The sequence below is a fragment of the Pseudomonas sp. NBRC 111139 genome, from assembly GCF_001753955.1.
GTDB lineage: Bacteria > Pseudomonadota > Gammaproteobacteria > Pseudomonadales > Pseudomonadaceae > Aquipseudomonas > Aquipseudomonas alloputida.
Map to the genome: position 1 here is coordinate 20,505 of NZ_BCBP01000032.1, position 23,861 is coordinate 44,365.

General features: G+C 62.3%; 25 protein-coding genes. 10 read left to right on the top strand and 15 right to left on the bottom strand.

The features are described from left to right. The first annotated feature begins 49 nt into the window (after positions 1 to 49). The 4 genes from pstB to BJQ17_RS12535 all read left to right on the top strand — a co-directional run bounded on the left by pstB (position 50) and on the right by BJQ17_RS12535 (position 3,846). Complete coding sequence (gene pstB, locus BJQ17_RS12520) at positions 50 to 883, top strand: phosphate ABC transporter ATP-binding protein PstB (RefSeq protein ID WP_003253327.1); 834 nt, start codon at positions 50 to 52, stop codon at positions 881 to 883. A gap of 101 nt (positions 884 to 984) precedes the next feature. Then, positions 985 to 1,755: a phosphate signaling complex protein PhoU gene (phoU, locus tag BJQ17_RS12525; RefSeq protein WP_003253329.1), complete on the top strand. Its 771-nt coding sequence runs from the start codon at positions 985 to 987 to the stop codon at positions 1,753 to 1,755. Between the two features lie 163 nt (positions 1,756 to 1,918). Next, positions 1,919 to 2,803, top strand: a complete 885-nt coding sequence (locus tag BJQ17_RS12530) for a response regulator (RefSeq protein WP_003253331.1) — start codon at positions 1,919 to 1,921, stop codon at positions 2,801 to 2,803. Between the two features lie 146 nt (positions 2,804 to 2,949). Beyond that, positions 2,950 to 3,846: a peptidoglycan DD-metalloendopeptidase family protein gene (locus BJQ17_RS12535; protein WP_003253334.1), complete on the top strand. Its 897-nt coding sequence runs from the start codon at positions 2,950 to 2,952 to the stop codon at positions 3,844 to 3,846. Positions 3,847 to 3,858: 12 nt separating this feature from the next. Here the strand turns inward: BJQ17_RS12535 and BJQ17_RS12540 are convergent, their stop codons facing one another. From BJQ17_RS12540 to phoB, 3 genes are all read right to left on the bottom strand, one after another. Beyond that, a complete protein-coding gene (locus tag BJQ17_RS12540) occupies positions 3,859 to 5,199 on the bottom strand; it encodes a hemolysin family protein (RefSeq protein WP_003253336.1) in 1,341 nt (446 codons plus the stop codon). Positions 5,200 to 5,372: 173 nt separating this feature from the next. Then, positions 5,373 to 6,680, bottom strand: a complete 1,308-nt coding sequence (gene phoR / locus BJQ17_RS12545) for a phosphate regulon sensor histidine kinase PhoR (RefSeq protein WP_070096142.1) — start codon at positions 6,678 to 6,680, stop codon at positions 5,373 to 5,375. 48 nt (positions 6,681 to 6,728) lie between these two features. Next, positions 6,729 to 7,418 carry a phosphate regulon transcriptional regulator PhoB gene (phoB, locus tag BJQ17_RS12550; protein ID WP_003253341.1) on the bottom strand — a complete coding sequence of 230 codons (690 nt, stop codon included), beginning with the start codon at positions 7,416 to 7,418 and terminating at the stop codon, positions 6,729 to 6,731. A gap of 173 nt (positions 7,419 to 7,591) precedes the next feature. Here phoB and BJQ17_RS12555 point away from each other — a divergent pair, with 173 nt between their 5' ends. Beyond that, a complete protein-coding gene (locus BJQ17_RS12555) occupies positions 7,592 to 7,963 on the top strand; it encodes a hypothetical protein (RefSeq protein ID WP_070096143.1) in 372 nt (123 codons plus the stop codon). A 114-nt stretch (positions 7,964 to 8,077) separates the two neighbouring features. Here BJQ17_RS12555 and ubiA read toward each other — a convergent pair whose 3' ends face one another. Together ubiA and BJQ17_RS12565 are read right to left on the bottom strand one after the other, a co-directional pair. Beyond that, positions 8,078 to 8,968, bottom strand: coding sequence for a 4-hydroxybenzoate octaprenyltransferase (gene ubiA / locus BJQ17_RS12560; RefSeq protein WP_004575206.1), 891 nt, complete (start codon positions 8,966 to 8,968; stop codon positions 8,078 to 8,080). Beyond that, complete coding sequence (locus tag BJQ17_RS12565; RefSeq protein WP_003253347.1) at positions 8,968 to 9,525, bottom strand: chorismate lyase; 558 nt, start codon at positions 9,523 to 9,525, stop codon at positions 8,968 to 8,970. Before BJQ17_RS12565 ends, ubiA begins: the two co-directional genes overlap by 1 nt. A gap of 225 nt (positions 9,526 to 9,750) precedes the next feature. Here BJQ17_RS12565 and BJQ17_RS12570 point away from each other — a divergent pair, with 225 nt between their 5' ends. The 4 genes from BJQ17_RS12570 (at position 9,751) to BJQ17_RS12585 (ending at position 12,093) form a co-directional block, all read left to right on the top strand. Further along, a complete protein-coding gene (locus BJQ17_RS12570) occupies positions 9,751 to 9,918 on the top strand; it encodes a rubredoxin (protein ID WP_003253349.1) in 168 nt (55 codons plus the stop codon). 16 nt (positions 9,919 to 9,934) lie between these two features. Next, entirely contained in the window at positions 9,935 to 11,083 is a 1,149-nt protein-coding gene (locus BJQ17_RS12575) for an NAD(P)/FAD-dependent oxidoreductase (protein ID WP_070096144.1), read from the top strand. Positions 11,084 to 11,270: 187 nt separating this feature from the next. Next, a complete protein-coding gene (locus tag BJQ17_RS12580; RefSeq protein WP_070096145.1) occupies positions 11,271 to 11,570 on the top strand; it encodes an HU family DNA-binding protein in 300 nt (99 codons plus the stop codon). A gap of 148 nt (positions 11,571 to 11,718) precedes the next feature. After that, positions 11,719 to 12,093: a hypothetical protein gene (locus BJQ17_RS12585; protein WP_003253357.1), complete on the top strand. Its 375-nt coding sequence runs from the start codon at positions 11,719 to 11,721 to the stop codon at positions 12,091 to 12,093. Positions 12,094 to 12,222: 129 nt separating this feature from the next. Here the strand turns inward: BJQ17_RS12585 and BJQ17_RS12590 are convergent, their stop codons facing one another. The 6 genes from BJQ17_RS12590 to exbB form a co-directional block, all read right to left on the bottom strand. Further along, positions 12,223 to 13,626 (bottom strand): aminoacyl-tRNA deacylase and HDOD domain-containing protein, encoded by a 1,404-nt coding sequence (locus BJQ17_RS12590; protein WP_012054109.1) that lies wholly within the window; start codon positions 13,624 to 13,626, stop codon positions 12,223 to 12,225. A 78-nt stretch (positions 13,627 to 13,704) separates the two neighbouring features. Next, complete coding sequence (gene recG / locus BJQ17_RS12595; protein WP_014861179.1) at positions 13,705 to 15,783, bottom strand: ATP-dependent DNA helicase RecG; 2,079 nt, start codon at positions 15,781 to 15,783, stop codon at positions 13,705 to 13,707. A 3-nt stretch (positions 15,784 to 15,786) separates the two neighbouring features. Beyond that, positions 15,787 to 16,713 (bottom strand): hydrogen peroxide-inducible genes activator, encoded by a 927-nt coding sequence (locus BJQ17_RS12600; RefSeq protein WP_003253362.1) that lies wholly within the window; start codon positions 16,711 to 16,713, stop codon positions 15,787 to 15,789. Between the two features lie 94 nt (positions 16,714 to 16,807). Then, the gene (locus BJQ17_RS12605; protein ID WP_070096146.1) at positions 16,808 to 17,539 is read right to left on the bottom strand and encodes an energy transducer TonB; all 732 of its coding nucleotides are present in this window, start codon (positions 17,537 to 17,539) and stop codon (positions 16,808 to 16,810) included. Next, entirely contained in the window at positions 17,536 to 17,964 is a 429-nt protein-coding gene (exbD, locus tag BJQ17_RS12610) for a TonB system transport protein ExbD (protein ID WP_003253367.1), read from the bottom strand. The genes BJQ17_RS12605 and exbD overlap by 4 nt, the downstream gene beginning before the upstream one ends. Positions 17,965 to 17,967: 3 nt before the next feature. Continuing rightward, positions 17,968 to 18,930: a tonB-system energizer ExbB gene (exbB, locus tag BJQ17_RS12615; RefSeq protein WP_003253369.1), complete on the bottom strand. Its 963-nt coding sequence runs from the start codon at positions 18,928 to 18,930 to the stop codon at positions 17,968 to 17,970. Positions 18,931 to 19,119: 189 nt separating this feature from the next. Between exbB and BJQ17_RS12620 the strand changes: the two genes are divergently transcribed. Further along, positions 19,120 to 19,977: an SDR family oxidoreductase gene (locus tag BJQ17_RS12620; protein WP_014861182.1), complete on the top strand. Its 858-nt coding sequence runs from the start codon at positions 19,120 to 19,122 to the stop codon at positions 19,975 to 19,977. A gap of 152 nt (positions 19,978 to 20,129) precedes the next feature. Here the strand turns inward: BJQ17_RS12620 and BJQ17_RS12625 are convergent, their stop codons facing one another. From BJQ17_RS12625 to rpoZ, 4 genes are read right to left on the bottom strand one after another with little or no spacing between them, the layout of a single operon-like run. Further along, complete coding sequence (locus tag BJQ17_RS12625) at positions 20,130 to 20,861, bottom strand: hypothetical protein (RefSeq protein WP_003253373.1); 732 nt, start codon at positions 20,859 to 20,861, stop codon at positions 20,130 to 20,132. A 56-nt stretch (positions 20,862 to 20,917) separates the two neighbouring features. Then, positions 20,918 to 21,298 carry a RidA family protein gene (locus BJQ17_RS12630; RefSeq protein ID WP_003253379.1) on the bottom strand — a complete coding sequence of 127 codons (381 nt, stop codon included), beginning with the start codon at positions 21,296 to 21,298 and terminating at the stop codon, positions 20,918 to 20,920. A gap of 23 nt (positions 21,299 to 21,321) precedes the next feature. Further along, complete coding sequence (gene spoT, locus BJQ17_RS12635) at positions 21,322 to 23,430, bottom strand: bifunctional GTP diphosphokinase/guanosine-3',5'-bis pyrophosphate 3'-pyrophosphohydrolase (protein WP_003253381.1); 2,109 nt, start codon at positions 23,428 to 23,430, stop codon at positions 21,322 to 21,324. A gap of 59 nt (positions 23,431 to 23,489) precedes the next feature. Continuing rightward, complete coding sequence (rpoZ, locus tag BJQ17_RS12640; protein WP_003253383.1) at positions 23,490 to 23,753, bottom strand: DNA-directed RNA polymerase subunit omega; 264 nt, start codon at positions 23,751 to 23,753, stop codon at positions 23,490 to 23,492. Positions 23,754 to 23,861: the final 108 nt, after the last annotated feature.

Genomic DNA, 23,861 nt, shown 5'->3' on the forward strand with positions numbered 1-23,861 from the left:
GTAAGCCGGGCGGCCCTTTGAAACGACTTGATAGCGTATGGAGTTGACCATGCAGCAAGATTCCCACACCCATGGCATCGACATGTCTGCCCTGGGCCGCAACAAGCAAAGCCTGCGAATGGCTGAAGAAACCGTGGCCATCGAAGTGCCGGGCCTGAGCCTGTTCTATGGCGACAAGCAAGCGCTGTTCGACGTGCAGATGAACATCCCGAAGCAGCGTGTGACCGCCTTCATCGGCCCATCCGGCTGCGGCAAGTCGACCCTGCTGCGCACCTTCAACCGGATGAACGACCTGGTTGACGGTTGCCGTGTGGAAGGTGCCATCAACCTGTACGGCAACAACATCTACCGCAAGGGCGAAGACGTTGCCGAACTGCGCCGGCGTGTGGGCATGGTGTTCCAGAAGCCGAACCCGTTCCCCAAGACCATCTACGAGAACGTGGTCTACGGCCTGCGCATCCAGGGCATCAACAAGAAGCGCGTGCTTGATGAGGCCGTCGAGTGGGCGTTGAAGGGTGCGGCCTTGTGGGACGAGGTCAAGGACCGTCTGCACGAGTCGGCGCTGGGCCTGTCCGGTGGCCAGCAGCAGCGTCTGGTCATCGCACGCACCATTGCCGTGGAGCCGGAGGTGCTGCTGCTTGACGAACCGTGCTCGGCGCTGGACCCGATCTCGACCTTGAAGGTCGAAGAACTGATCTATGAATTGAAATCCAAGTACACCATCGTCATCGTGACCCACAACATGCAGCAAGCGGCGCGTGTTTCGGATTACACCGCGTTCATGTACATGGGCAAACTGGTCGAATTCGGGGATACCGATACCCTGTTCACCAACCCGGCGAAGAAGCAGACCGAAGACTACATCACCGGTCGCTACGGCTAAGCGCCGCTCGCGAAACAGGCACCTCGGTGTCTGGCACCGGCGTTGCCGGTGTTCGCGGGTGAACCCGCTCCTACAGGGCCGCGCTACCAAAGGACAAAACGATGATCAACAAAGAAAGCCTTACCCATCACATTTCCCAGCAGTTCAACGCCGAGCTGGAAGAGGTGCGCAGCCACCTGCTGGCCATGGGCGGGCTGGTGGAAAAGCAGGTCAACGACGCGGTTACCGCGCTGATCGAAGCCGACTCTGGTCTGGCCCAGCAGGTGCGCGAGGTTGACGAGCAGATCAACCAGATGGAGCGCAACATCGACGAGGAGTGCTTGCGCATCCTCGCCCGCCGTCAGCCAGCGGCCTCGGACCTGCGCCTGATCATCAGCATTTCCAAGTCGGTGATCGACCTGGAACGCATCGGTGACGAGTCGACCAAGATCGCCCGCCGCGCCATCCAGCTGTGCGAAGAGGGCGAGTCGCCGCGTGGTTATGTCGAGGTGCGCCACATTGGCGACCAGGTGCGCAACATGGTCCGGGATGCGCTGGACGCCTTTGCCCGCTTCGACGCCGACCTGGCGCTGTCGGTGGCCCAGTACGACAAGACCATCGACCGCGAATACAAGACCGCGCTGCGTGAGCTGGTGACCTACATGATGGAAGACCCGCGCTCTATCTCGCGGGTGCTGAGCGTGATCTGGGTGCTGCGCTCGCTGGAGCGTATTGGCGACCATGCGCGCAACATCTCCGAACTGGTGATCTACCTGGTGCGCGGTACCGACGTGCGCCACATGGGCCTCAAGCGCATGACGGCAGAAGTGCAGGGCACTGCTGTCGCCAACGGCGAAAAGGCTAATGTTCCGGGTGAATCTGACGATAAGTAAGGTTGCTCCCGAGCATCGACGCCCGGCCTTGGCCGGGCGTTTTCGTTTGCGGTCGAGAGCCGGCAGGCACCCGCGAACGATGTGAAGAAGTCCCGGCGTGACCAGGTTGTAGCAAATGGCCATTATTTGGCAGTAGGCTAGTCGGGATTCATAAGGAGTATCGATGAGTAAAGTGAATGTGCTGGTCGTGGATGACGCCCCGTTTATCCGTGATCTGGTCCGCAAGTGTCTGCGCAACGCCTTCCCGGGTATGGCCATCGACGACGCGGTCAACGGTCGCAAGGCCATGGCCATGCTCGGCAAGGAAGCGTTCGATCTGGTCCTCTGCGACTGGGAAATGCCGGAAATGTCAGGCCTGGAACTGCTGACCTGGTGCCGTCAGCAGCCTGCACTGAAGAACCTGCAGTTCATCATGGTGACCAGCCGTGGCGACAAGGAAAACGTCATTCAGGCGATCCAGGCGGGCGTTTCCGATTTTGTAGGCAAGCCGTTCACCAACGAGCAACTGCTGACCAAGGTAAAAAAAGCCCTGACCAAGATCGGTAAGCTCGACAGCCTGATGGCCACCGGCCCGGCGCGAGCCAACCCGGCGTTTGCCAACGATTCGTTGAACGCGCTGACTGCGGGCAAGCCCGAAGCGGTCAAGGTTGCGGCGCCGGTACCGGCCAAGCCTTTGGTCGCCGCACCCGCACCTGCTGCCCCCGCGCCGAGCGGCCGTGGCCAGGGCCAGCTGCGCCTGGCCAGTGGCATGCAGCCATGCGTGATCAAGGCGTTGAGCCTGAAAGAGGCACTGCTGGTGGTACGCCGCAGCGAAGTGCTGCCACAGGTGCTGGAAGGTGCGGTGCTGGACCTGGAGCAGGGCGAAAGTGCCGAAGTTGCTCGCCTGAACGGCTACCTGCATGCGGTGGCGGCGCTGGAGCCAAAACCTGACAGCGACTGGTTGCAGTTGACGTTCAAGTTTGTCGACCAGGATGCCCAGAAGCTCGACTACCTGTCTCGGTTGATTGCCCGCGGCACTGCGCAGAAGCACTTCACCCCCGGTGCCTGACCCCGGCCCCGGGTCATGCTTTGGGCAGGAGCAGCACACGGGTGCTCCTGCCCAAGCCCGAGTTGCCCCATCCGACCAACTGCAATACCTACCGTAAAACCCGCTGCTAGGCTTCGACAGATCATAACTGTCAAAAAGCCACTATCATGCCCGCGCGCCTGCTGCTGTTCTGTGCATTGCTCATGGCCTCGGCGTCGAGCCAGGGCGTGACGCTCTACAAGATCACTGACGATTCCGGTGTCGTCTCCTATTCCGACCGCCCTGGCCCCGGCGCCAAGCCCTTGGTGTTGCTCGAACCCATGGTCGAAACGCTCGAAGGCCAGGTACTGCTGAACGCGAAAACCTTCGACGGTGGCGTGAGCTTTTCGGCACGAAACGAGCTGCATGTGCCGGTAGAGGTAGAGTTGCGGCTGGACAACCTGGTCAACGCACAAGGCGGTGATGCCCCGCGTATCGTGCGCCGGCTGCTGCCGCCGCGCACCACGCAGATGCTCAGTGTGCTCAGGGGGCGGCCCGGGCTGCTGCTGAACTACCGTTCGACCCTGCTGCAGGCCATGGGTGATCCGGGCAAACGGCCGCTAGGCTTCCGCTATGCGTTCCCGTGGATTGGCGGGCCGTTCCGCGTCACTCAGGGCCCCAATGGCCGTGTCAGTCATTTTGGGCCCCGAGGGCGCTACGCCATGGATATCGCCATGCCCGAAGGCACCCCCATCATCGCGGCGCGGGAAGGGGTGGTGGTGAAGACGCAGAACAGCCAGAGCGGGCGCGGCCCCAACCCCTCGGGTAACTTTGTCAGGATTTTGCACCCGGACGGCACCATGGGCGTCTACCTTCACCTGATGCGTGGTTCGGTGATGGTGGCGGAGGGGCAACGGGTACGGCAGGGCCAGATGCTGGCCAAGTCGGGCAATACCGGCAACAGCACTGGGCCGCACCTGCATTTTGTGGTGCAGCGCAATGTGGGGTTGGCGCTGGAGTCGATACCTTACCGCTTCGACAGGCCGATCAGCGGGATGCCGGATTTCACTGCCGGCAACCCCTGACCGATTGGGCCATCAATCCAGCTTCAGCACCTTGGCCAGTACGATCTTGGGCCCTTTCATCTTCTTGATGATGATGCGCAGCCCTTCGACTTCCAGCACTTCCTCTTCTTCTGGCACGCGCTTGAGCGTCTCGTAGATCAACCCGGCCAGGGTTTCGGCCTCGATGTGGTCAAGGTCGATACCCAGCAGGCGTTCGACCTTGAACAGTGGGGTGTCGCCGCGCACCAGCAACTTGCCCGGCTGGTAGGCGAGAATGCCACGCTCGGTCTTGCGGTGCTCGTCCTGGATGTCGCCCACCAGCACTTCCAGCACGTCTTCCATGGTCAGGTAGCCGATCACCTTGCCATCGGCTTCCTCTACCAGCACGAAGTGCGCGCCGCCCTTACGGAACTGCTCCAGCAACTGGGCCAGCGGCATGTGCCGCGACACGCGTTCGAGTGGCCGGGCAAGGTCCTCCAGGTCGATGGTCTCTGGCAAGTGCTCCAGCTCAGCCAGCTCCAGCAGCAGGTCCTTGATGTGCAGCAGGCCGGTGAATTCTTCGCGCTCGGCGTCGTACACCGGGTAGCGGCTGAACTTGTGGCGGCGCACCAGGGCCAGGATCTGCTTCAGAGGCGCATGGGCGTCGATGCTGATCATGTCCTCACGCGAGTTGGCCCAGTCGACCACTTCCAGCTCGCCCATTTCCACGGCCGAGGCCAGCACGCGCATGCCTTGGTCGCTTGGGTCCTGGCCACGGCTGGAGTGCAGGATCAGCTTAAGTTCTTCGCGGCTGTAGTGGTGCTCGTGGTGCGGGCCAGGCTCGCCCTGGCCGGCAATACGCAGGATGGTATTGGCGCTGGCATTGAGCAGGTAGATGGCCGGGTACATCGCCCAGTAGAACAGGTAAAGCGGCACGGCGGTCCACAGCGACAGCAGCTCTGGCTTACGGATAGCCCAGGACTTGGGGGCCAGCTCGCCGACCACGATGTGCAGGTACGAGATGACGAAGAAGGCGACGAAGAACGAGATCGCCTTGACCAGCTCGGCGCTGTCCACGCCGAAATAGGCCAGCAATGGTTCCAGCAGGTGGGCGAAGGCGGGCTCACCCACCCAGCCCAGGCCCAGCGAGGCGAGGGTGATGCCCAATTGGCAGGCCGACAGGTAGGCGTCGAGCTGGTTGTGAACCTTGCGCAGGATGTTGCCACGCCAGCCGTGCTTTTCGGCGATGGCCTCTACGCGTGTAGCGCGCAGCTTGACCATGGCGAACTCCGCGGCAACGAAGAAGCCGTTGAGCAGCACCAGCAGGAAGGCAAAGATGATCATGCCGAAGTCGGCGAATAACGAGGTGAGGCTAATACCAGAGGAAGGGTCCATGATGGAGTTTTTACGGGGTCCGTCTTTGAGATAGAGAGAAAAAAAGTGCCAGCTTTTGCTGGCACAGGGGATCCAATGTAGCGGCTGGGGCCGTAAAAGCAAAGGGCAGCGGACTCATTGCAGTCCCTGTGGGAGCAGGCATGCCCGCGAAGGCCCGCGCAGCAGCCTCAATCTCAAGCCTTTTCGTTGGCCAATTGTGCTGGCGCAAAGTGACAGGTAAAGGTGCTGCCATGCCCCGGTACACTGCTGATTTCCAGCTTGCCCCGGTGGCGCATCAGCACATGCTTGACGATTGCGAGCCCCAGCCCGGTACCGCCGGTATTCGATGCACGGCTGGAGTCTACGCGGTAGAAGCGCTCGGTCAGGCGTGGCAAATGCTTGGCATCGATGCCCACCCCCGAGTCCTGCACCGACAGGTGTGCGCCCTGGGCATCGGCCCACCAGCGGATGCGGATGCTGCCTTCGTCCTGGGTGTACTTGACTGCATTGAACACCAGATTGGAAAAGGCACTGCGCAATTCCGACTCGCTGCCCTTCAGCTTGAGGCCAGGCGCAGCTTCCAGGCTGATGCGCTGGTTGCGCGGCCCGGACAGGGCCTGGGCGTCGTTCTTGATGGCGGCGAGCAGGGCATCGACCGCCACCGGCTGGTTGTCCGATGGGTAATCGGTGGCTTCCAGTTTGGCCAGTAGCAACAAATCGTTGAGCAGGGTTTGCATGCGCGAGCCTTGCTGGCTCATTTGCTGCAAGGCGCGGCTCCACCGCGGGTTCACGTCCTCGACGTTGTCCAGCAGGGTTTCCAGGTAGCCGGTGATTACCGTCAGCGGTGTGCGCAGCTCGTGAGACACGTTGGCGACGAAGTCCTTGCGCATCTGTTCCAGCTGGTGAATACGGGTGACATCGCGCACCAGCATCAGGTGTTCATTGTTGCCGTAGCGGGTGATGTGCAACTGCACACGCATGCGGTCATTGATTGGCGAAGGGATTTCCAGCGGTTCGAGGTAGTTTTCTGCCTCGAAGTACTCTTTGAAGAGCGGATGGCGCACCAGATTGGTCACTTGCTGGCCGCCGTCCTGTGGGGTCTTGAAGCCCAGGAGGGTCTCGGCGGCGCGGTTCCACCATTCCAGGTTGCCGTCGCTGTCGAGCATGATCACCGCGTCACGCAGCGCAGCAGTGGACTCCTGCACCCGGTCGATCACTGCCTGCAGGCGGCCCCGTACGCGCTGGTCGCGGCGTTGCAGGTGGTAGATGCTATCGAATACCTCGCCCCACAGGCCGTAGCCATCGGGCGGTGCTTCGTCCGGTTGGTGATTGCGCAGCCAGTCGTGCAAGCGCAGCAGTTGCTTGAGGGTCCAGCCCAGATAGAGCGCCAGGCCAATGGCCAGGCTCCAGCCATAGTAGCCGCTGACCAGCCCGCCGATCAGGCAGACGGTAATCAGCAACAGCAGATGGCGAATCAGGGTTGCATGCCAGTTCTGGTTCAATTGACGATCCTTGTACAACGATGTGCAGCTTGGCGCTCCAGAGCTCGATCAGCTCTTGGTCGAGAAGCGGTAGCCAGTGCCCCGGACGGTTTGTACCAGATTCTCGTAAGCTTCACCCAGCGCCTTGCGCAGGCGACGGATGTGCACGTCGACGGTACGTTCCTCGACGTAGACGTTGCCGCCCCACACCTGGTCCAGCAATTGGCCTCGGGTGTAGGCGCGCTCCTGGTGGGTCATGAAAAACTGCAGCAGGCGGTATTCGGTAGGGCCCATCTCGGCCGGCTTGCCGTCGATGGTCACACGGTGGCTGATCGGGTCGAGCAGCAGGCCGCCGACCTCGATCGGCGCCTCGCTGTCGCTCGGACCCGTGCGGCGCAGCACGGCTTTCAGTCGCGCTACCAGTTCACGCGGCGAGAACGGCTTGGTGATGTAGTCGTCGGCGCCCACTTCCAGGCCCTGGATCTTGTTGTCTTCTTCACCCTTGGCCGTGAGCATGATGATCGGAATATCACCGGTCAGCTCGTCGCGCTTCAGGCGGCGGGCCAGCTCGATGCCGGAGGTGCCCGGCAGCATCCAGTCGAGCAGGATCAGGTCCGGTTTGCGGTCGACGATGATCGCGTGGGCCTGTTGGGAGTTTTCCGCTTCCAGGCAGTCATAGCCGGCCATTTCCAGGGCAACGGCGATCATCTCGCGAATGGGCGCTTCGTCGTCGACGATCAGAATGTTCCTGCCTACCATGCTCAAAACCTCTCCTGGATTCGGTGTCTTGGCCCGCATTAGATAACGGAATTATTGCAGCTGTGTGACAGGGTGTTGGCCGTTCTGGCGACATTCCGTGACTGAACTAGGCTACAGAGGGCCGCTTTAATGGCAACCCGAACCCATTTCCCCCCGAAACAATGGTGAATCCAATGACACGACATACGCTGAGCTGGATGGCCCTTTTCACTGCGTTGGCGCTCCCGGGGGTGGCGTTGGCCCACCATGCCATGGAGAAGGATGGCATGTGGGTCGATCATGCCGGCATGACCCTGTACACCTTTGACAAGGATGCGGGTGGCAAGTCGATGTGCAATGGCGAGTGCGCCAAGAACTGGCCACCGTTGATGGTCAAGAAAGAAGACGAAGCACCGAAGGATAAATGGACCCATGTAAAGCGTGACGACGGTTCGATGCAGTGGGCTTACGACGGCAAGCCGCTGTATACCTTCATCAAGGACAAGAAGGCCGGTGACATGACCGGTGACGGCATGAAAGACGTCTGGCACGTTGCCAAGCCTTGAGATAGCCGGGGCCGCTGTGCGGCCCATCGCGACACAAGGCCACATGGTTCGACGTATGCCGATCAATGTGTGCGGCCTTGTGTCGCGATGGGCTGCGCAGCAGCCCCAAACTACTCAGCGCAACGCGTAATCCAGCACCACCCCGATAAACACCAGCATCCCCGCCCAGTGGTTGTGCAGAAACGCCTTGAAGCACGATTCCCGGTCCAGCTTGCGCGTTGACCAGTATTCCCAGGCAAAGCAAGCCGCCGCGCCCAGCAACCCAAGGTGGAACCAGCCACCCAGGTCGAAGCGGCTACCGGCCAGCAACAGGCAGCCCAGCGACAGCAACTGCAGGGTCAGGATGATGCTGCGATCAGCGTCGCCGAACAGGATCGCAGTGGATTTCACACCAATTTTCAGGTCGTCATCGCGGTCGACCATGGCGTAATAGGTGTCATAACCCACCGTCCACAGCAGGTTGGCGATATACAGCAGCCAGGCGCCGGCCGGCAACTCACCGCCAGCGGCTGTAAAAGCCATGGGAATGCCCCACGAATACGCCGCGCCCAGCACCACCTGCGGGTAGTAGGTGTAGCGCTTCATGAACGGGTAGCAGAACGCCAAGGCCACCGCCCCGAACGACAGCCAGACGGTGCGGCTGTTGGTGCACAGCACCAGCAGGAAACTCACCCCGACCAGAATCGCGAACAGTGTCAGCGCCTCGCGTGGCCGCACCCGGCCACTGGCCAGGGGGCGGTCGGCGGTCCGCTTGACGTGGCCGTCAACCTTGCGGTCGGCAAAGTCGTTGATGCAGCAGCCGGCGGCGCGCATCAGCACCACACCAAGGCCGAAGATGAGCACATTGGCCAGGGTGGGTGACCCATTGCCGGCAATCCACACTGCCGACAGGGTCGGCCACAACAGCAGGTAGATGCCTATCGGCCGGTCCATACGGCTGAGCTGGACGAAGTCCCAGGCCCGTGGATGCAGGCGGTTGAGCGACTTGAGCAGTTGCAGGTACATCAGCGGTTATCCTCCTTGGCCGCTTGCCACAATGCCGGTAGAAACACTTCTGCCACCAGCAGGTCCAGACCGTTGCGCTCGAAGCGCGAGCGGCGGCCCCAAAGCGCCGCATGTGCAGCTTCGGACGGCAGCCATGCCTGTGGGTAAGTACACACTTCGAGCGGATGACGGATGAACGCCTGGTCGCAGAACAGCAGCTCGCCCAGCGAGCGGCTGCCCAAGGATTCCAGGTCCAGGCCACCACGTTCCAGTGCGCTACGGCTGGCCACGCTGCGGGCGAACACCCAAGGTTGGCCATGGCCGCGCAGGTACACTTCGCGCACCCAGCCTTCGGCGCCAGCAGCGATGCCCAGCGCTTGGCATTCGTCATCGCGCAGCGGCTGCCAGCCCTCGAACAGCGGGGTGACGGAAAAGTGATCGATGGACAGACGGGTCAGGCGGCGGGTCAGCGAGCCCTCGTCGAACAGCCAGTCAAGGGTGGGCTGGTCGATGTCGGTCGCCAGCTGTGAATACGGCAGCCACGCGACAGCGGCTGCTTGCGGGGATTCGTACGACACGTCGGTATGCTTTGTTACAGCCAGAGAGGCGGCGAGCTTAGCATGATTGCCCCAACTGCTTGCATACTGCCGACAGGGCCGCTACAAAGCCCCCACGCATTGCGCGCTGGCCCCATTCGCGGGCAAGCCCGCCCGGCCTGCGCGGTCACTGTAGGCGCGGGCTTGCCCGCCAAGAGGCCATCAGCCGCAACACAAGCCCCAGCCTGAACCGAGGAAATAGACCTGATGAAAAAGTGGCAATGTATTGTCTGTGGCCTGATCTACGACGAAGCCGAAGGCTGGCCCGACGACGGCATCGCCCCCGGCACCCGTTGGGAGGATGTGCCTGAGGACTGGCTGTGCCCCGACTGTGGCGTCGGCAAAAGCGACTTTGAAATGATCTCCATCGGTTAATCGAGGAAAGCACGACATGACGTCCCCTGTGGTAATCATCGGTACCGGCCTTGCGGGCTACAACCTGGCCCGTGAATTTCGCAAGCTCGATACGCAGACGCCGCTGTTGCTGATCACCGCCGACGATGGTCGTTCGTACTCCAAGCCGATGCTTTCCATGGGCTTTGCCAAGCAGAAGGACGCCGACGGCCTGTGCATGGCTGAGGCGGGTGCCATGGCCGAGCAATTGAACGCCGAGGTCCGCACCCATACCCGCATCAGCGGCATCGACCCGGGCCACAAGCGGCTGTGGATCGGCGAAGAAGCCGTGGAATACCGCGATCTGGTGCTGGCCTGGGGGGCGCAGACCGTGCAAGTGCCGATCGAGGGTGATGGCGGCCATCTGGTATTCCCGATCAACGATCTGGAGGACTACGCGCGCTTCCGTGCTGCCGCCGCGGGCAAGCAGCGTGTCCTGATCCTCGGCGCCGGCCTGATCGGCTGCGAATTCGCAAACGACATGAGCCTGGGTGGTTTCAAGGTCGACGTTGTGGCGCCGTGTGAACAGGTCATGCCGACCCTGCTGCACTCGGCCGCTGCGGCGGCTGTACAGGGTGGGCTGGAGGGGCTGGGAGTACGCTTTCACTTGGGGCCGGTGCTGACCCGCCTGCAGCAGGTGACCCAAGGCCTGGAGGCGCACCTGTCGGATGGCAGCGTGATTGCCTGCGACCTGGTGGTTTCGGCCATCGGCCTGCGCCCACGTACCGACCTGGCTGCCGCAGCTGGGCTGCAGACCAATCGAGGTGTAAGCGTAGACCGTGAGCTACGTACATCACACGCCAACATCTTCGCCCTTGGCGACTGTGCCGAAGTCGATGGCATCAACCTGCTGTACGTGATGCCGCTGATGAGCTGTGCCCGGGCGCTGGCGCAAACCCTGGCCGGCAAGCCGACGGCAGTTTTCTACGGGCCGATGCCTATCACCGTGAAAACCCCGGCCTGTCCGCTGGTCGTCTCGCCAGCGCCACAGGGTTGCGAAGGCACCTGGCAGGTAGAGGGGCAGGGCAGTGACCTCAAGGTGCTCTGCCTTGATGCCGACGGCAAGTTGCTGGGCTACGCCCTGACCGGAGCGGCGGTGATGGAGAAGCTGGCGCTGAATCGTCAGTTACCAGCGGTTATGGCGTAAATAGCGGCTGTTCTGTCGGATTTATCCTGTTGTTGCCTGCACAATGGCCGCCCAGATACTGGCGCGGCCCCTGAGCTCGTGCCATTCTCACTCCCGTCTGCCGCAGATTAGAGCCTGCGGTGCCTTGAGCGCTGCTCCCAGAGGCAGCACGGCATAACAACAAGAATTCCGTCAAAGAGGCTTCACTATGCGCAAACCAGAACTCGCCGCCGTCATCGCCGATAAGGCTGATCTGACCAAGGAAAAGGCCAATCAGGTTTTGAACGCGATTCTCGACAGCATTACCGGTGCCCTGGGCAAGGACACCGTGACCTTGGTCGGTTTCGGCACCTTCGAAAAACGTCATCGCGGCGCGCGTACCGGCAAGAACCCGCAAACTGGGGAACCGGTCAAGATCAAGGCCAGCAATACCGTGGCCTTCAAGCCTGGCAAGAACCTGCGCGACAGCGTTAACGCCCCCGCCAAGCCAGCCAAGAAAGGCAAGTGATCGCTCCCTGACAACCCCAGTGTCGGCCAAGCGGGCGCCCCAAGGCGCCCGTTGTGCTTTCTGCAGGCAAAATGTTTCGAACTTGCATAAATAGTTCTGGAAAAGGATAAACTGCGCGCCTTAGTCACTTTTCATTCGAGGCGCGTTGATGAAGTTTCGCTTTCTTCTCTGGGCCATGGGGCTGTTGATGGCCAGGGCCAGCCGTAATAACCCCGCATTCCAGCAGCAGCTCAAGGGCAAGGACCTGGTGTTCCAGATGCAGACCCTGGACGGCAAGGTCGCCCGACACTTCATCGTCCACAACGAACGCATCAGCAGCAAGGGCGGCGCGCACCCACAGCCGGCGTTCGCCATTGCCTTCAGGGACGCCGCTTATGGCTTCGCCACCATGCAGGCGGGTAACAAGCAGCTGGCGTTCATGCAGGGGATTCAGGAAAAGCACATCCAGATCAAGGGCAATCCGGCGCTGGTGATGTGGTTCCAGGGGTTGATGAAATACCTGAAACCGAAGAAGAAAGGCTGAAACCCGACGGGGATGCTGACGCTTTACCTGTGGGAGCGGGCGTGCTCGCGAAACAAGCGACGCCGTGCATGGCACCGGTTTCGCCGGTGTTCGCGGGCATGCCCGCTCCCACAAGCTATGTGCTAATGCTTAATGCGGTGCATGGAACTGCGAAGCCAGCTCACGCAGCAGGTTCTCGGCTTCGAGCACCTTGTTCACCACATCCTCGGCCTTGTCCCGGGTAATGCTCAGGCGTTCCAACAGCTCGTCAGGAATCTCTTCCTGCGGCCCTGAGCCTATACCTCGCGAGCGCAGCAGGCGGGTGGCCAGGCACACCAAGTTGGGGAACGCGAAATATTCGCCGTCGTAGGCTGGATCGTGCTGAAAGCGCAAGGCAGTCGACAGCTCTTCTGGCATGTCCCACAGCTTCATCAGCCAGGCACCGATCTGTTCGCGGCTGATGCCCAGCAAGTGTTGTTCCACATAGGTGTGGTTCAAATGCGGGTTGACCTCAAGGTGGCGGCAAATCAGCGAAAAATGCGGTGGGAACACGTGCGCCAGCAGCAGGTAGCCAAAGTTGTGCAGTAGCCCGGCCAGGTAGGTCAGCCCGGCCTCGGGGCGTTCTGCGCGCGGCATGGCGCGGGTCAGGCCTTCGATGATCGCGGCGGTGTAGATCGATTGTTGCCAGTAGGGCGTGGCCTGCTGCGGGTGGTCTTTGGGCAGGCTCAAGGTCTTGCCCAGCGCCAGGCCCAAGGCCAGGTTGATCACCAGGTCGAAACCCAGCACACGCACGATGGCGTCTTCTACCGAGCGGATCTTGCCCGGTGATCCATAGTAGGGCGATGCAGCCCAGCTCACCACCTGTGCCGCCAGCGCCGGGTCGGTTTCGACTACGCCGGTGATGTCGTCGATGCTGGCGTTGGGATCTACCCGCAGCTTGATGATCTTCTGCGCGGTGTCGGCGAGCGGTGGAATTTCGATGGTCTCTTCCAGGCGTTTCTGAATGCGTCGGGCAGTGAAGGCCTGGACCGCATCGGTGATTTCCCGGGTGTCGTCATCGGGGCGGTCGAGATTGGGGCTGATCGCTTCGACTTGCTGGCCAAAGCTGCTGGCGCTGGCCTTGGCCAGCATGCGCTTGAAGTGTGCGCGTTCGATTTCCAGCAACAGACCGGCTTCGCCTGACTGGATAAAGACAGTTTCGGCGTCGAGCAGGCTCTTTTCGTACTGACATGGCGAGCTGGTCAGCGCCGGGATGCCCGGCAGGGCCTTGAGGTGGTGCTTGTCGAGCATCTGCTTCAGGCGCGGCACCGACACCGCGGTCAGCTTGCGCCCGGTCAGCTCGGCCAGGCGGTTGAGGTCCAGCAGGTGGCTCTGCGGGAACAGCACCATGAGGGCGCCGACCTCGTCGTCGAGAAGGACAGCCTGCACCCGCGAAGCCGCAGGCAGGTGCGAGTGTTCGACCACCTGGCGGTAGGGCACGCCGAGCTTGTCGAGCAGCAGCCTGATGACGGAGGGGGCGTGTGGGGTTGCGGTGTCCAGGGCAACTTCAGTCATGGTCCGTATCCACTGTTTCTTTTAAACGCGAAGTATAACCAGCCTGCGAGCAAATCTGGATCCATTCTGGGACTGGCGTCACACTTGGCCATATTGTTGGCCGTGGCGCAGCCAGCGGTCCAGCAGCGGGCTGACGTGTTCCGGCCAGCGTGATACCAAGGCCTGGGCCGCGTCGCGCACGGCCGGCAGCAGGTCGGCGTCGCGCATCAGGTCGGCGACCTTGAACTGCAGCAGACCGGTCTGGCGGGTGCCGAGCATCTCACCCGGGCCCCGCAGTTCAAGGTCTTTTTCGGCGATGATGAAGCCGTCGTTGGTCTCGCGCATGATCCCCAAGCGCTCGCGGCCGATCTGCGACAGCGGCGGGTGGTACAGCAGCACGCAATGGCTCACGGCACTGCCTCGGCCTACCCGGCCGCGCAGCTGGTGCAACTGTGCAAGGCCCAGGCGCTCGGGGTTCTCGATGATCATCAGGCTGGCGTTGGGCACGTCCACGCCCACCTCGATGACCGTGGTCGCGACCAGAAGCTGCAGGTTGCCAGCCTTGAACTCGGCCATGATCTCGGCTTTTTCCGCCGGTTTCATGCGCCCGTGGATCAACCCCACCCTCAGCTCGCCTAGCGCGCTGCCAAGCTCCTCGTAGGTGCTTTCGGCGGCCTGGCAGGTGAGTTCTTCGGACTCTTCGATCAGCGTGCATACCCAATAGGCCTGGCGCCCCTCGGCGCAGGCGGCGCGTACCCGCTCGACCACTTCGAAGCGGCGGCTGTCGGCCACCAGCACGGTGTTCACCGGCGTACGGCCTGGCGGCAATTCGTCGAGCACCGAGGTGTCCAGGTCGGCGTAGGCGCTCATGGCCAGCGTGCGCGGAATAGGTGTGGCGGTCATGATCAACTGGTGCGGGCACAGTTCGCCGGCCACGCCCTTCTTGCGCAGGGCCAGGCGCTGCTGCACGCCGAACCGGTGCTGTTCGTCGATGATCGCAAGGGCCAGGTGCTTGAACCTTACCTCTTCCTGGAACAGCGCGTGGGTGCCGACCACCATGGGTGCACCGTTGGCGATCTGCTCCAGGGAAGCAGCCCGGGCCTTGCCCTTGAGTTTGCCGGCTAGCCAGGCGACTTCGATGCCCAGCGGTTCCAGCCAGCGCTTGAAGGTAATGTAGTGCTGCTCGGCGAGGATCTCGGTGGGTGCCATCAATGCCACCTGGTAGCCAGCCTCCAGCGCCTGCAGCGCCGCCAGTGCTGCGACCACGGTCTTGCCGGCACCCACGTCGCCCTGCACCAGGCGCATCATCGGTTCGTGTTGGCTAAGGTCGTAGGCAATTTCGTTGGCTACCCGCTGCTGCGCGCCGGTCGGCTGGAAGCCCAGGTTAGCCAGGTATTGCGCCTGCAGGCGCGTGGCCTTGGGCAGTACCGGCGCACGCAGGCTGCGCAGGCTTTCGCGCAGGCGTTGCTGCGACAGCTGATGGGTCAGCAACTCTTCGAAGGCCAGGCGGTGTTGAGCCCAGTGCTGGCCTTCGGCGAGCTCGTCGAGGTCAGCGTCGGCCGGCGGGTTGTGCAGGTAGCGGATGGCTTCGTCCAAGGGTGCCAGCTGGTAGTCCCGGGCAAGTTCGTCAGGCAGCCAGTCGGGCAGGCTACGCGGGCCAAGCAGCGCAAGGCTCTGCTGGCACAACAGGCGCAGGCGTTGCTGGGTAAGGCCTTCGGTGGACGGGTAGATCGGCGTCAGGGTCTGCTCCACCGGTGGTGGTGGCTCGTTGCCGTTCAGCGCACGGTACTCCGGGTGGTAGATTTCCAAGCCCGAAGCGCCGGGGCGGGCTTCTCCGTAGCAGCGCAGGTGGGTGCCCCGCTTCAGGCCCTCCTTCTGCGCGTTGCTGAAGTGGTAGAAGCGCAATGTCAGCACACCGCTCCCGTCGCCCAGGCGCACCACCAGGCTGCGGCGCTTGCCCATGGTCACATCGGCACCACTGACCACGCCCTCGATAACCGCGTCCTGGCCGGGACGCAGTTGGCCGATTGGCACCACGCGCGTACGGTCCTGGTAGCGCAGGGGCAGGTGGAACAACACGTCCTGCAGGTTTTCCAGGCCGACCTTGGCGAGTTTCTCCGCCATAGCCTCGCCCACGCCTTTCAGTACTGTGACCGGGACCTTCGACAGCTCACTCATGACTCAGGCCGGTTGTTCCGCAGGGTTTTTGGCGACCGAGCACAGGCGGATCGAATCGGCGAGGATCTCGATGGCCTTTGGCCGCGGGAAGCTGGCGCGCCAGGCGATGGCGACCGTGCGGAACGGTGCCGGTGCCGTCAGCGGGCGCACTTCGATGACGCCGGGGGCATAGTGATGGCTGTGCACTGCCGACAGCGGCAAGATCGATACGCCAAGGCCGGAAGCCACCATGTGACGGATGGTTTCCAGCGAGCTGGACTCAACCGTGGTGTGCCGTGAGCCTTCACCCCCCTTGTTCAGGGTAGGGCAGGCTTCCAGTACCTGGTCACGGAAGCAGTGGCCCTCACCAAGCAGCAGCAGGCTCTTGTCGTTGAGCATGGCGGTGTCGATGGTCTTCTTCGCCGTCCATGGGTGGTCGGCAGGCATCAGGGCGCAGAACGGTTCGTCGTATAGCGGTAGCGTCAGCACGTCGGCTTCGTTGAACGGCAGGGCGATGATCACCGCGTCCAGTTCACCGTTGCGCAGCTTTTCGCGCAGTACGTGGGTGAAGTTTTCTTCGATGTACAGCGGCATTTGCGGCGCTACGCGGTGCAGCTGCGGGATCAGGTGCGGGAACAGGTAGGGGCCGACGGTGTAGATAGCGCCGACCTTGAGCGGAGCGGTCAGCTGATTTTTGCCGGCCTGGGCCAGCTCGCGAATGCCTTGGGCCTGCTCCAGTACCTTCTGCGCTTGGGCGACGATGTTTTCGCCGACCGGGGTCAGACGTACTGCGCTTTTGCTGCGCTCGAAGATCAGAACGCCAAGCTCGTCCTCGAGCTTCTTCACACCGACCGACAGGGTGGGTTGGCTCACGTGACAGCGCTCGGCGGCATGGCCGAAGTGCTGTTCCTGGGCGAGTGTGACGATGTAGCGTAATTCTGTGAGGGTCATAACGTGCGTCCATGAAGTTGCGAGCCCAGCATAGCGGCTGCAATTGATAGACGCACGTTATCAGACTTGCCGAATTGTGACAGAAACAAAAGTCTTAGCGGCGGTCCAGTGAGTAGACGAACGGTGCCACGACTTCAATCGTGCCATTGTTCAGCAACTCGGGTGGCGGCTTGGGTACCGTGCCGGCCCGACGGATCATTTCCAGGGTCGCCCGGTCCAGTGCGGCACTGCCCGAGCCACCGGCCATGGAGTACGACACGACCTTGCCTTCGGCGTCGACCACGAAGCGCAGGCGGTTCATGCCTTGCAGGCCACGACGGCGCGCGTCTTCCGGGTAACGCTTGTACTTGGCAAGGTGGCGCAGCAGGTCGCTCTGCCAGGTTGGCAGGGCGTTGCTGTTGGACGCAATGCTCGGTGCCGGTGCCGCGGACTTCTGCGGTGGCGTGTTGCTGGGCGGTGCGTCCACCGTTTGCTCGGTGGGTGGTGCTTCCTTCGGCCGCTCAGGCTTTTTCTCGGGCTTGGGCGGTTGCGGCTTGGCCTTTGGCTTGGGCGGCTTGGGGATGGCGATCTTGGGTTTGGGCGCTTCTGCCAGCTTCGGCAACGGTGGTTCCTCGACCGGTGCCGGTGGCTGCGGAGCTGCCTTTGGGGGTGGTGGTGGCGCAGGCTCCGGCAACGGTGCCAGTTCGACCATCATCGCTGCCGGGGGCAGTTCGATGGCCTGTGGTACCGACCAGTTGAGCGTCAGCAGCACGGCGACCACGTGCACACCCAGCACGATCGCCAGGCTGCCACCGTAGCGCGCCATGTTAGAGCGCGTTTTCATCATTTCTTGGCTGCCGTCTCGAGACCTACCAGACCGACTTTCAGGTAGCCGGCCGCGCGCATGTTGTTCATCACCTCCATCAGGTCGCCGTAATCCACGCCTTTGTCAGCCTGGAAGAAGATGGTGGTTTCCTTGTCACCCTTGGTCTTGGCGTCGAGCATCGGGCCAAGCTGGTCGGGTGCAGCAACCTGATCGTCGCCGACATACAGCTTCTGGTCGGCCTTGACGCTGACGAACACCGGTTTCTCTGGCCTTGGCGCCGGTTTGGCGGTTGAGGCCGGCAGGTCGACCTTGATGTCGACCGTGGCCAAGGGGGCGGCGACCATGAAGATGATCAGCAGCACCAGCATCACGTCGATGAACGGCGTAACGTTGATTTCGTGGTTTTCGGCGAGGTCGTCGCCACCTTCGTTGAGATGCAGGCCCATGGCTTACCCCACTTTCACCATGTGCGGGGCGGCGCGCTCGCTACCCTGGTGGTCCAGATCACGGCTGACCAGCAGCAGTACCTGAGCGGAGGCATCGGACACCTGCGCCTTGTAACCGGCAATGGAGCGGGCGAAGACGTTGTAGATGACCACGGCCGGGATTGCCGCGACCAGGCCCAGAGCCGTGGCCAGCAGCGCTTCGGCGATACCTGGGGCAACGACGGCCAGGTTGGTGGTCTGGGTCTTGGCGATGCCGATGAAGCTGTTCATGATGCCCCATACGGTACCGAACAGGCCAACGAACGGTGCGGTGGAGCCGATGGTTGCGAGGACGCCGGTGCCGCTGCTCATGGTACGGCCGCTGGCATGCACCAGGCGCTCCAGACGGAAGCTGACGCGCTCCTTGATGCCTTCTTTTTCGCGGGCGTTAGTCGAAAGGCGCATCTCTTCGAGGGCATCGTGGACCAGGGTATGGGCCAGGGTGCCTTCCTTGTTGGAGACTTCGCTGGCTTCCTTCAGGGTGGTGGACTTCTTCAACTGGGCGATTTCACCCCGCAGGCGGCGCTTGGCGCCCATCAGCTCGAAGCCTTTGGCAATCCAGATGGTCCAGGTGATGATGGAGGCGATGGCCAGGCCGATCATGACGATCTTCACCACGATGTCGGCGTTCTTGTACATGCCCCATGGGGACAGGTCATGGGCCATGCCCAGCGAGGTGTCTTCGACCAGGGCTTGAACGCTTGGGTCTGCATCTGCCGGGTTGGTGGCAGTGGCACCAGGCGCCGGCGCATCGACCGGGGCAGCAGCGGATGCGGCCGGGGCAGTAGCAGCCGCAGGTGTGGCTGCGTTGGTGGTTGGCTCATCGGCCATGGCCACCGGGGCCAGCACCAGGCTGAGTGTCAGCGCGGCGATGGCGCGCCAGGCGCGCGACGGGGTTGGCGAAGCGGAAGGTTGAGTACGTGTCATGCTGGCCGGACCTGATGAAGAAAAAGTGAACGTTCTCCAAGGCCTCGATGTAGGCCGAGAACAATTTGGCGGCCATTATTGCAAGTAATTCTTGTTAACAAAAGTAATATTGTAGCTTTTTTCGCCTATGGTCTAGCCACCCATCGTGTAGCGTGGCCAGGCTGATCAATTGGTCTAGGGAGTTTAGAGATGTCAGACCTTTCCGTGATGGTGGTGGGTTGTGGTGATGTGGGTGGGCGTCTGGCCAAGCAGATGTTGGCTAAAGGCTGGCAGGTGAGCGGCCTGCGCCGTTCTGTTGGTCAGCTGCCCGCAGGGGTTCAGCCGGTTGCCGCAGATTTGGCCGAACCGTCGATACCGCAGGCCTGGCCACAGGGCCCGCTGGACTACCTGGTGTACTGCGTGGCGGCCAGCCAGCACGATGAGGCGGGTTACCAAGCAGCCTATGTCGATGGTTTGCGCCATGTGTTGGCCTGGTTGGCCGAGCGTGGCCAGCGCCCGCGTCGCCTGCTGTTCGTCTCAAGCAGCAGTGTGTATGCGCAGAAAGGCGGCGAGTGGATAGAGGAGGGCGCTGCCACCGAGCCTGAGGGCTATTCCGGGCGTGTGATGCTGGAGGCTGAACGGTTGGCACTGGCCAGCGGCATCCCGGCGAGCGTGGTCCGCCTGACCGGTATCTATGGCCCAGGGCGTGAGTGGTTGCTGAGCCAGGTGCGTCAGGGTTACCGCGTTGCCGAGGAGCCACCGCTGTATGGCAACCGCATTCATGCCGAAGATGCCGCCAGCCTGCTGGCGTTTCTGCTGCAGGCCGATGCTGATGGCAAGGCTCTGGACGACTGCTACATTGGCGTTGATGACGACCCGGCGCCGCTGGCCGATGTGGTGGCCTGGCTACGGGCGTACATGGGGGTTACCGAATGGTCCGATGAGCAGCGGGTGCGGCGTACCGGCAGCAAGCGCTGCAGCAATGCGCGGGCGCGGGCGCTCGGCTGGGCGCCTGAGTATCCGAGCTACAAGGAAGGCTACGCCGCGATTCTGGCAGGAAAAGCCTAGCTGGCAGGTGGCGCGATGCCTTGTTGGGAGCGGCCTTGTGTCGCGAAAGGGCCGCAAAGCGGCCCCTGAATTTCAGTGTGACGGCATAGCCTGCCGGGGCTGCTTCGCAGCCCTATCGCGACACAAGGCCCCCACAGGGGCCGCGCATCATCTCAGCTGCGCTCCAGCGCCCATTGACGCTTGCCCGCTGCCAGTTCTGGCATTTCATCCGGCTGGGCACGGTTCACTGCCTGGAAAATCTCCAGCTTGTCACCATCGCGCTTGATGATGAACGGTGCGCCACGCTGGTTGCGCTCCAGCCACAGGCTGTCATTGTTGCCACCCATGGTCGCGCAATCACCTGCCAGGCACAGGGCGAAGCGGTCCGGCCCCGGTAGGCCGGTGACGTTGCCGGTATCGCTGAAGCGTACACTGGCACCTTTGCCTTGGCCGTCGACGATCTTCCAGTCACCACCCAGGTAGGCCTGGTAAAGCGCTTTCTCGAAGCTGCTGCCCAGTGGTGCATTGGCTGTCGCCGGTGTCTTGGCGCGCACGAAGGTTTGCTTGGCGCCGTTCTGGGCGACGGCCAGCAGCTCGTCGCCATCGAGCGAAAGCTGTTCGGTCTGGCCGCCTTGGAAACGGGCCTGCCATTGCTTTTCATTGGCGCTCAGCTGGCCGTCAGCGGCCTCGAAACCATTGCTATAGCTAGCTTGCTGATTGGCCACGTCGAGCTTCCACTCGAACACTGGGCCGTGCTCATTCAGCGCCTGGCGCAGGCTGCCGGCTTTGACCGCCGCAGTGATGGCTTCCTGGTTGATCCAGATGCCGTTGAAATCTTCGGGTTTGTGGCTGGTGCAGCCGCCCAGTAGCAGGGCTGCCAGCGCAAAGGGCAGTGCTTGACGCATGACGGGGTAACCTTGCAGAGGAAGGAAGGTGACGGGCAGGGCCCGTCACCAGGGCATCATTCGATGACCAGGATGGCGTCCATTTCGACCTGGGAGCCTTTCGGCAACGCGGCAACGCCGATGGCGGCGCGGGCCGGGTAGGGCTGTTCGAAGTAGCGGCCCATCACCTCGTTTACCTTGGCGAAGTGGCTCAGGTCTGTGAGGAAGATGTTCAGTTTCACGATGTCCTTGAACGAACCGCCAGCAGCTTCAGCCACGGCCTTGAGGTTCTCGAACACCTGCACGGTCTGGGCTTCGAAGCCTTCGACCAGTTCCATGGTCTTCGGGTCCAGAGGGATTTGGCCCGACATGTACACGGTGTTGCCGGCCTTGATCGCCTGCGAGTAGGTGCCGATGGCGGCAGGGGCCTTGTCGCTGTTGATGACGGTTTTGCTCATGATGACTCCTTGCGGTTGGCGGACTACGTACGCATGCGGGTGATGCGGACCACACCGGTCAGGGTACGCAGCTTCTTGATCACACGCGCCAGGTGCACGCGGTCGTGCACGCTGACCACCAGTTGGACCACGCTGATACGGCCGTCGCGTTCGTCCATGCTGATCTTTTCAATGTTGCCGTCGGCGGCGTTGACGCTGCTGGCCAGCAGGGCGATCAGCCCGCGCTGGTGTTCCAGTTCGACACGCAGTTCGACATTGAACTCGCCAGTGATGTCCTTGGCCCAGGAGAGTTGCACGCACTTTTCGGGGTTGTGGCGGATTTCACTGATGTTGCGGCAGTTCTCCAGGTGCACGACCATGCCTTTGCCGGCTGACAGGTGGCCGACAATCGGGTCACCCGGGATCGGCGTGCAGCACTTGGCGTAGCTGAGCACCAGGCCTTCGGTGCCGCGGATCGCCAGCGGGCCTTCTGGCGCCGGCAGCTGTTCGCCTTCGGCCGACAGCAGGCGGCGCGCGACCACGTAGGCCATGCGGTTGCCCAGGCCGATGTCTTCGAGCAGGTCTTCTATCAGCTCCAGGCGGTACTCGGCGAGAATAGACTCGATGCGTTCCTGGGGGATTTTCTCCAGGCTGCTGTCGAAGCCAGTGAGTACCTTGTTCAGCAGGCGCTCGCCCAGGCTGATGGATTCGGAGCGGCGCTGTTGCTTGAGCGCGTGGCGGATATTCGTGCGTGCCTTGCCTGAGACCACAAAGTTGAGCCAGGCCGGGTTTGGCCGAGCGCCCGGGGCGCTGACGATTTCCACTGTCGAGCCGCTTTGTAGCGGTTCGGACAGCGGCGCCAGGCGGCGGTTGATGCGGCACGCGATGCAACTGTTGCCAACGTCGGTGTGCACCGCGTAGGCGAAGTCGACGGCCGTGGAGCCTTTGGGCAACTCCATGATTCGGCCTTTGGGCGTGAACACGTAGACCTCGTCCGGGAACAGGTCGATCTTCACGCTCTCGATGAATTCCAGGGAGTTGCCGGCACGTTGCTGCAGTTCGAGGATACCCTTGACCCACTGGCGGGCACGCGCGTGGCTGCCCTTGGGCTGCTCGTCGTCGTTTGACTTGTACAGCCAGTGCGCGGCGATGCCGTTGTTGGCCATCTCTTCCATTTCGCGGGTGCGGATCTGGATTTCGATGGGCACGCCGTGCATGCCGAACAGGGTCGTGTGCAACGACTGGTAGCCATTGGCCTTGGGGATCGCGATGTAATCCTTGAAGCGTCCGGGCAGCGGCTTGTACAGGTTGTGCACGGCGCCGAGCACGCGGTAGCAGGTGTCAACCTTGTCGACAATGATGCGGAAGGCATACACGTCCATGATCTCGTTGAAGGCACGGCGCTTGCCGCGCATCTTCTTGTAGATGCCATAGAGGTGTTTCTGCCGCCCGCTGACCTCGCCCTCGATGCCGTCGGCGGACAGGCAGTTGGCCAGCGAGTGCTCGATCTTGGCGACGATTTCTTTGCGGTTGCCGCGTGCGCTCTTCACTGCACGATGAATCAGCGACGAGCGCATCGGGTGCATGGCCTTGAAGCCAAGGTCTTCGAACTCCACGCGCACGGTGTGCATCCCCAGGCGGTTGGCGATGGGGGCGTAGATCTCGAGGGTTTCCTTGGCGATGCGCCGGCGCTTTTCGCCAGACAGCACTTCCAGGGTGCGCATGTTGTGCAGGCGGTCGGCCAGCTTGACCAGGATCACGCGGATATCGCGGGCCATGGCCATGGCCATCTTCTGGAAGTTTTCCGCCTGCGCCTCGGCCTTGGTCTCGAAATTCATCTGGGTCAGCTTGCTGACCCCATCGACCAATTCGGCCACAGTCTCGCCAAACTGCTGGCTGAGGGCTTCCTTGGCGATGCCGGTGTCTTCGATCACATCGTGCAGCATGGCCGCCATCAGGCTCTGATGGTCCATGTGCATGTCGGCGAGGATGCTGGCCACGGCCAGCGGGTGGGTTACGTAGGGCTCGCCACTGCGGCGGCGTTGCCCATCGTGGGCCTGTTCGGCGTAGAAATAGGCACGCCGAACCAGGTTGACCTGTTCGGGGCCAAGATAGGTCGACAGCCGTTCGGCCAAGGCTTCTATACCCGGCATGGGTTCACCTCCTGCCGAGGAAGAGGGCCTTGCGCCGTACGACGTCGACCTGGCATCAATCAGACAGCCTCGTTGTTCTCGTCCTCGAACGCGGCGAACACCGGATCCTCGGTGACGATCTCTTCAGCGGCGATGAACTCGTTGGTGACGATGCCTTCGGCAATTTCACGCAGGGCAACAACGGTTGGCTTGTCGTTTTCCCACGCAACGCGTGGCTCTTTGCCGCCGGTCGCCAGCTGGCGAGCGCGCTTGGTCGAGAGCATGACCAGCTCAAAGCGGTTATCCACGTGTTCCAGGCAGTCTTCAACAGTTACGCGGGCCATGGTCTTCCTCAGTAGCAATTGCGGTGGGCGTGCAGCCCATTAATGGGCAGGCGGACTCGATAGTATAAAAATTCACCAGCCAATAGGGAAGCGCTGTTTTGCCGGGCG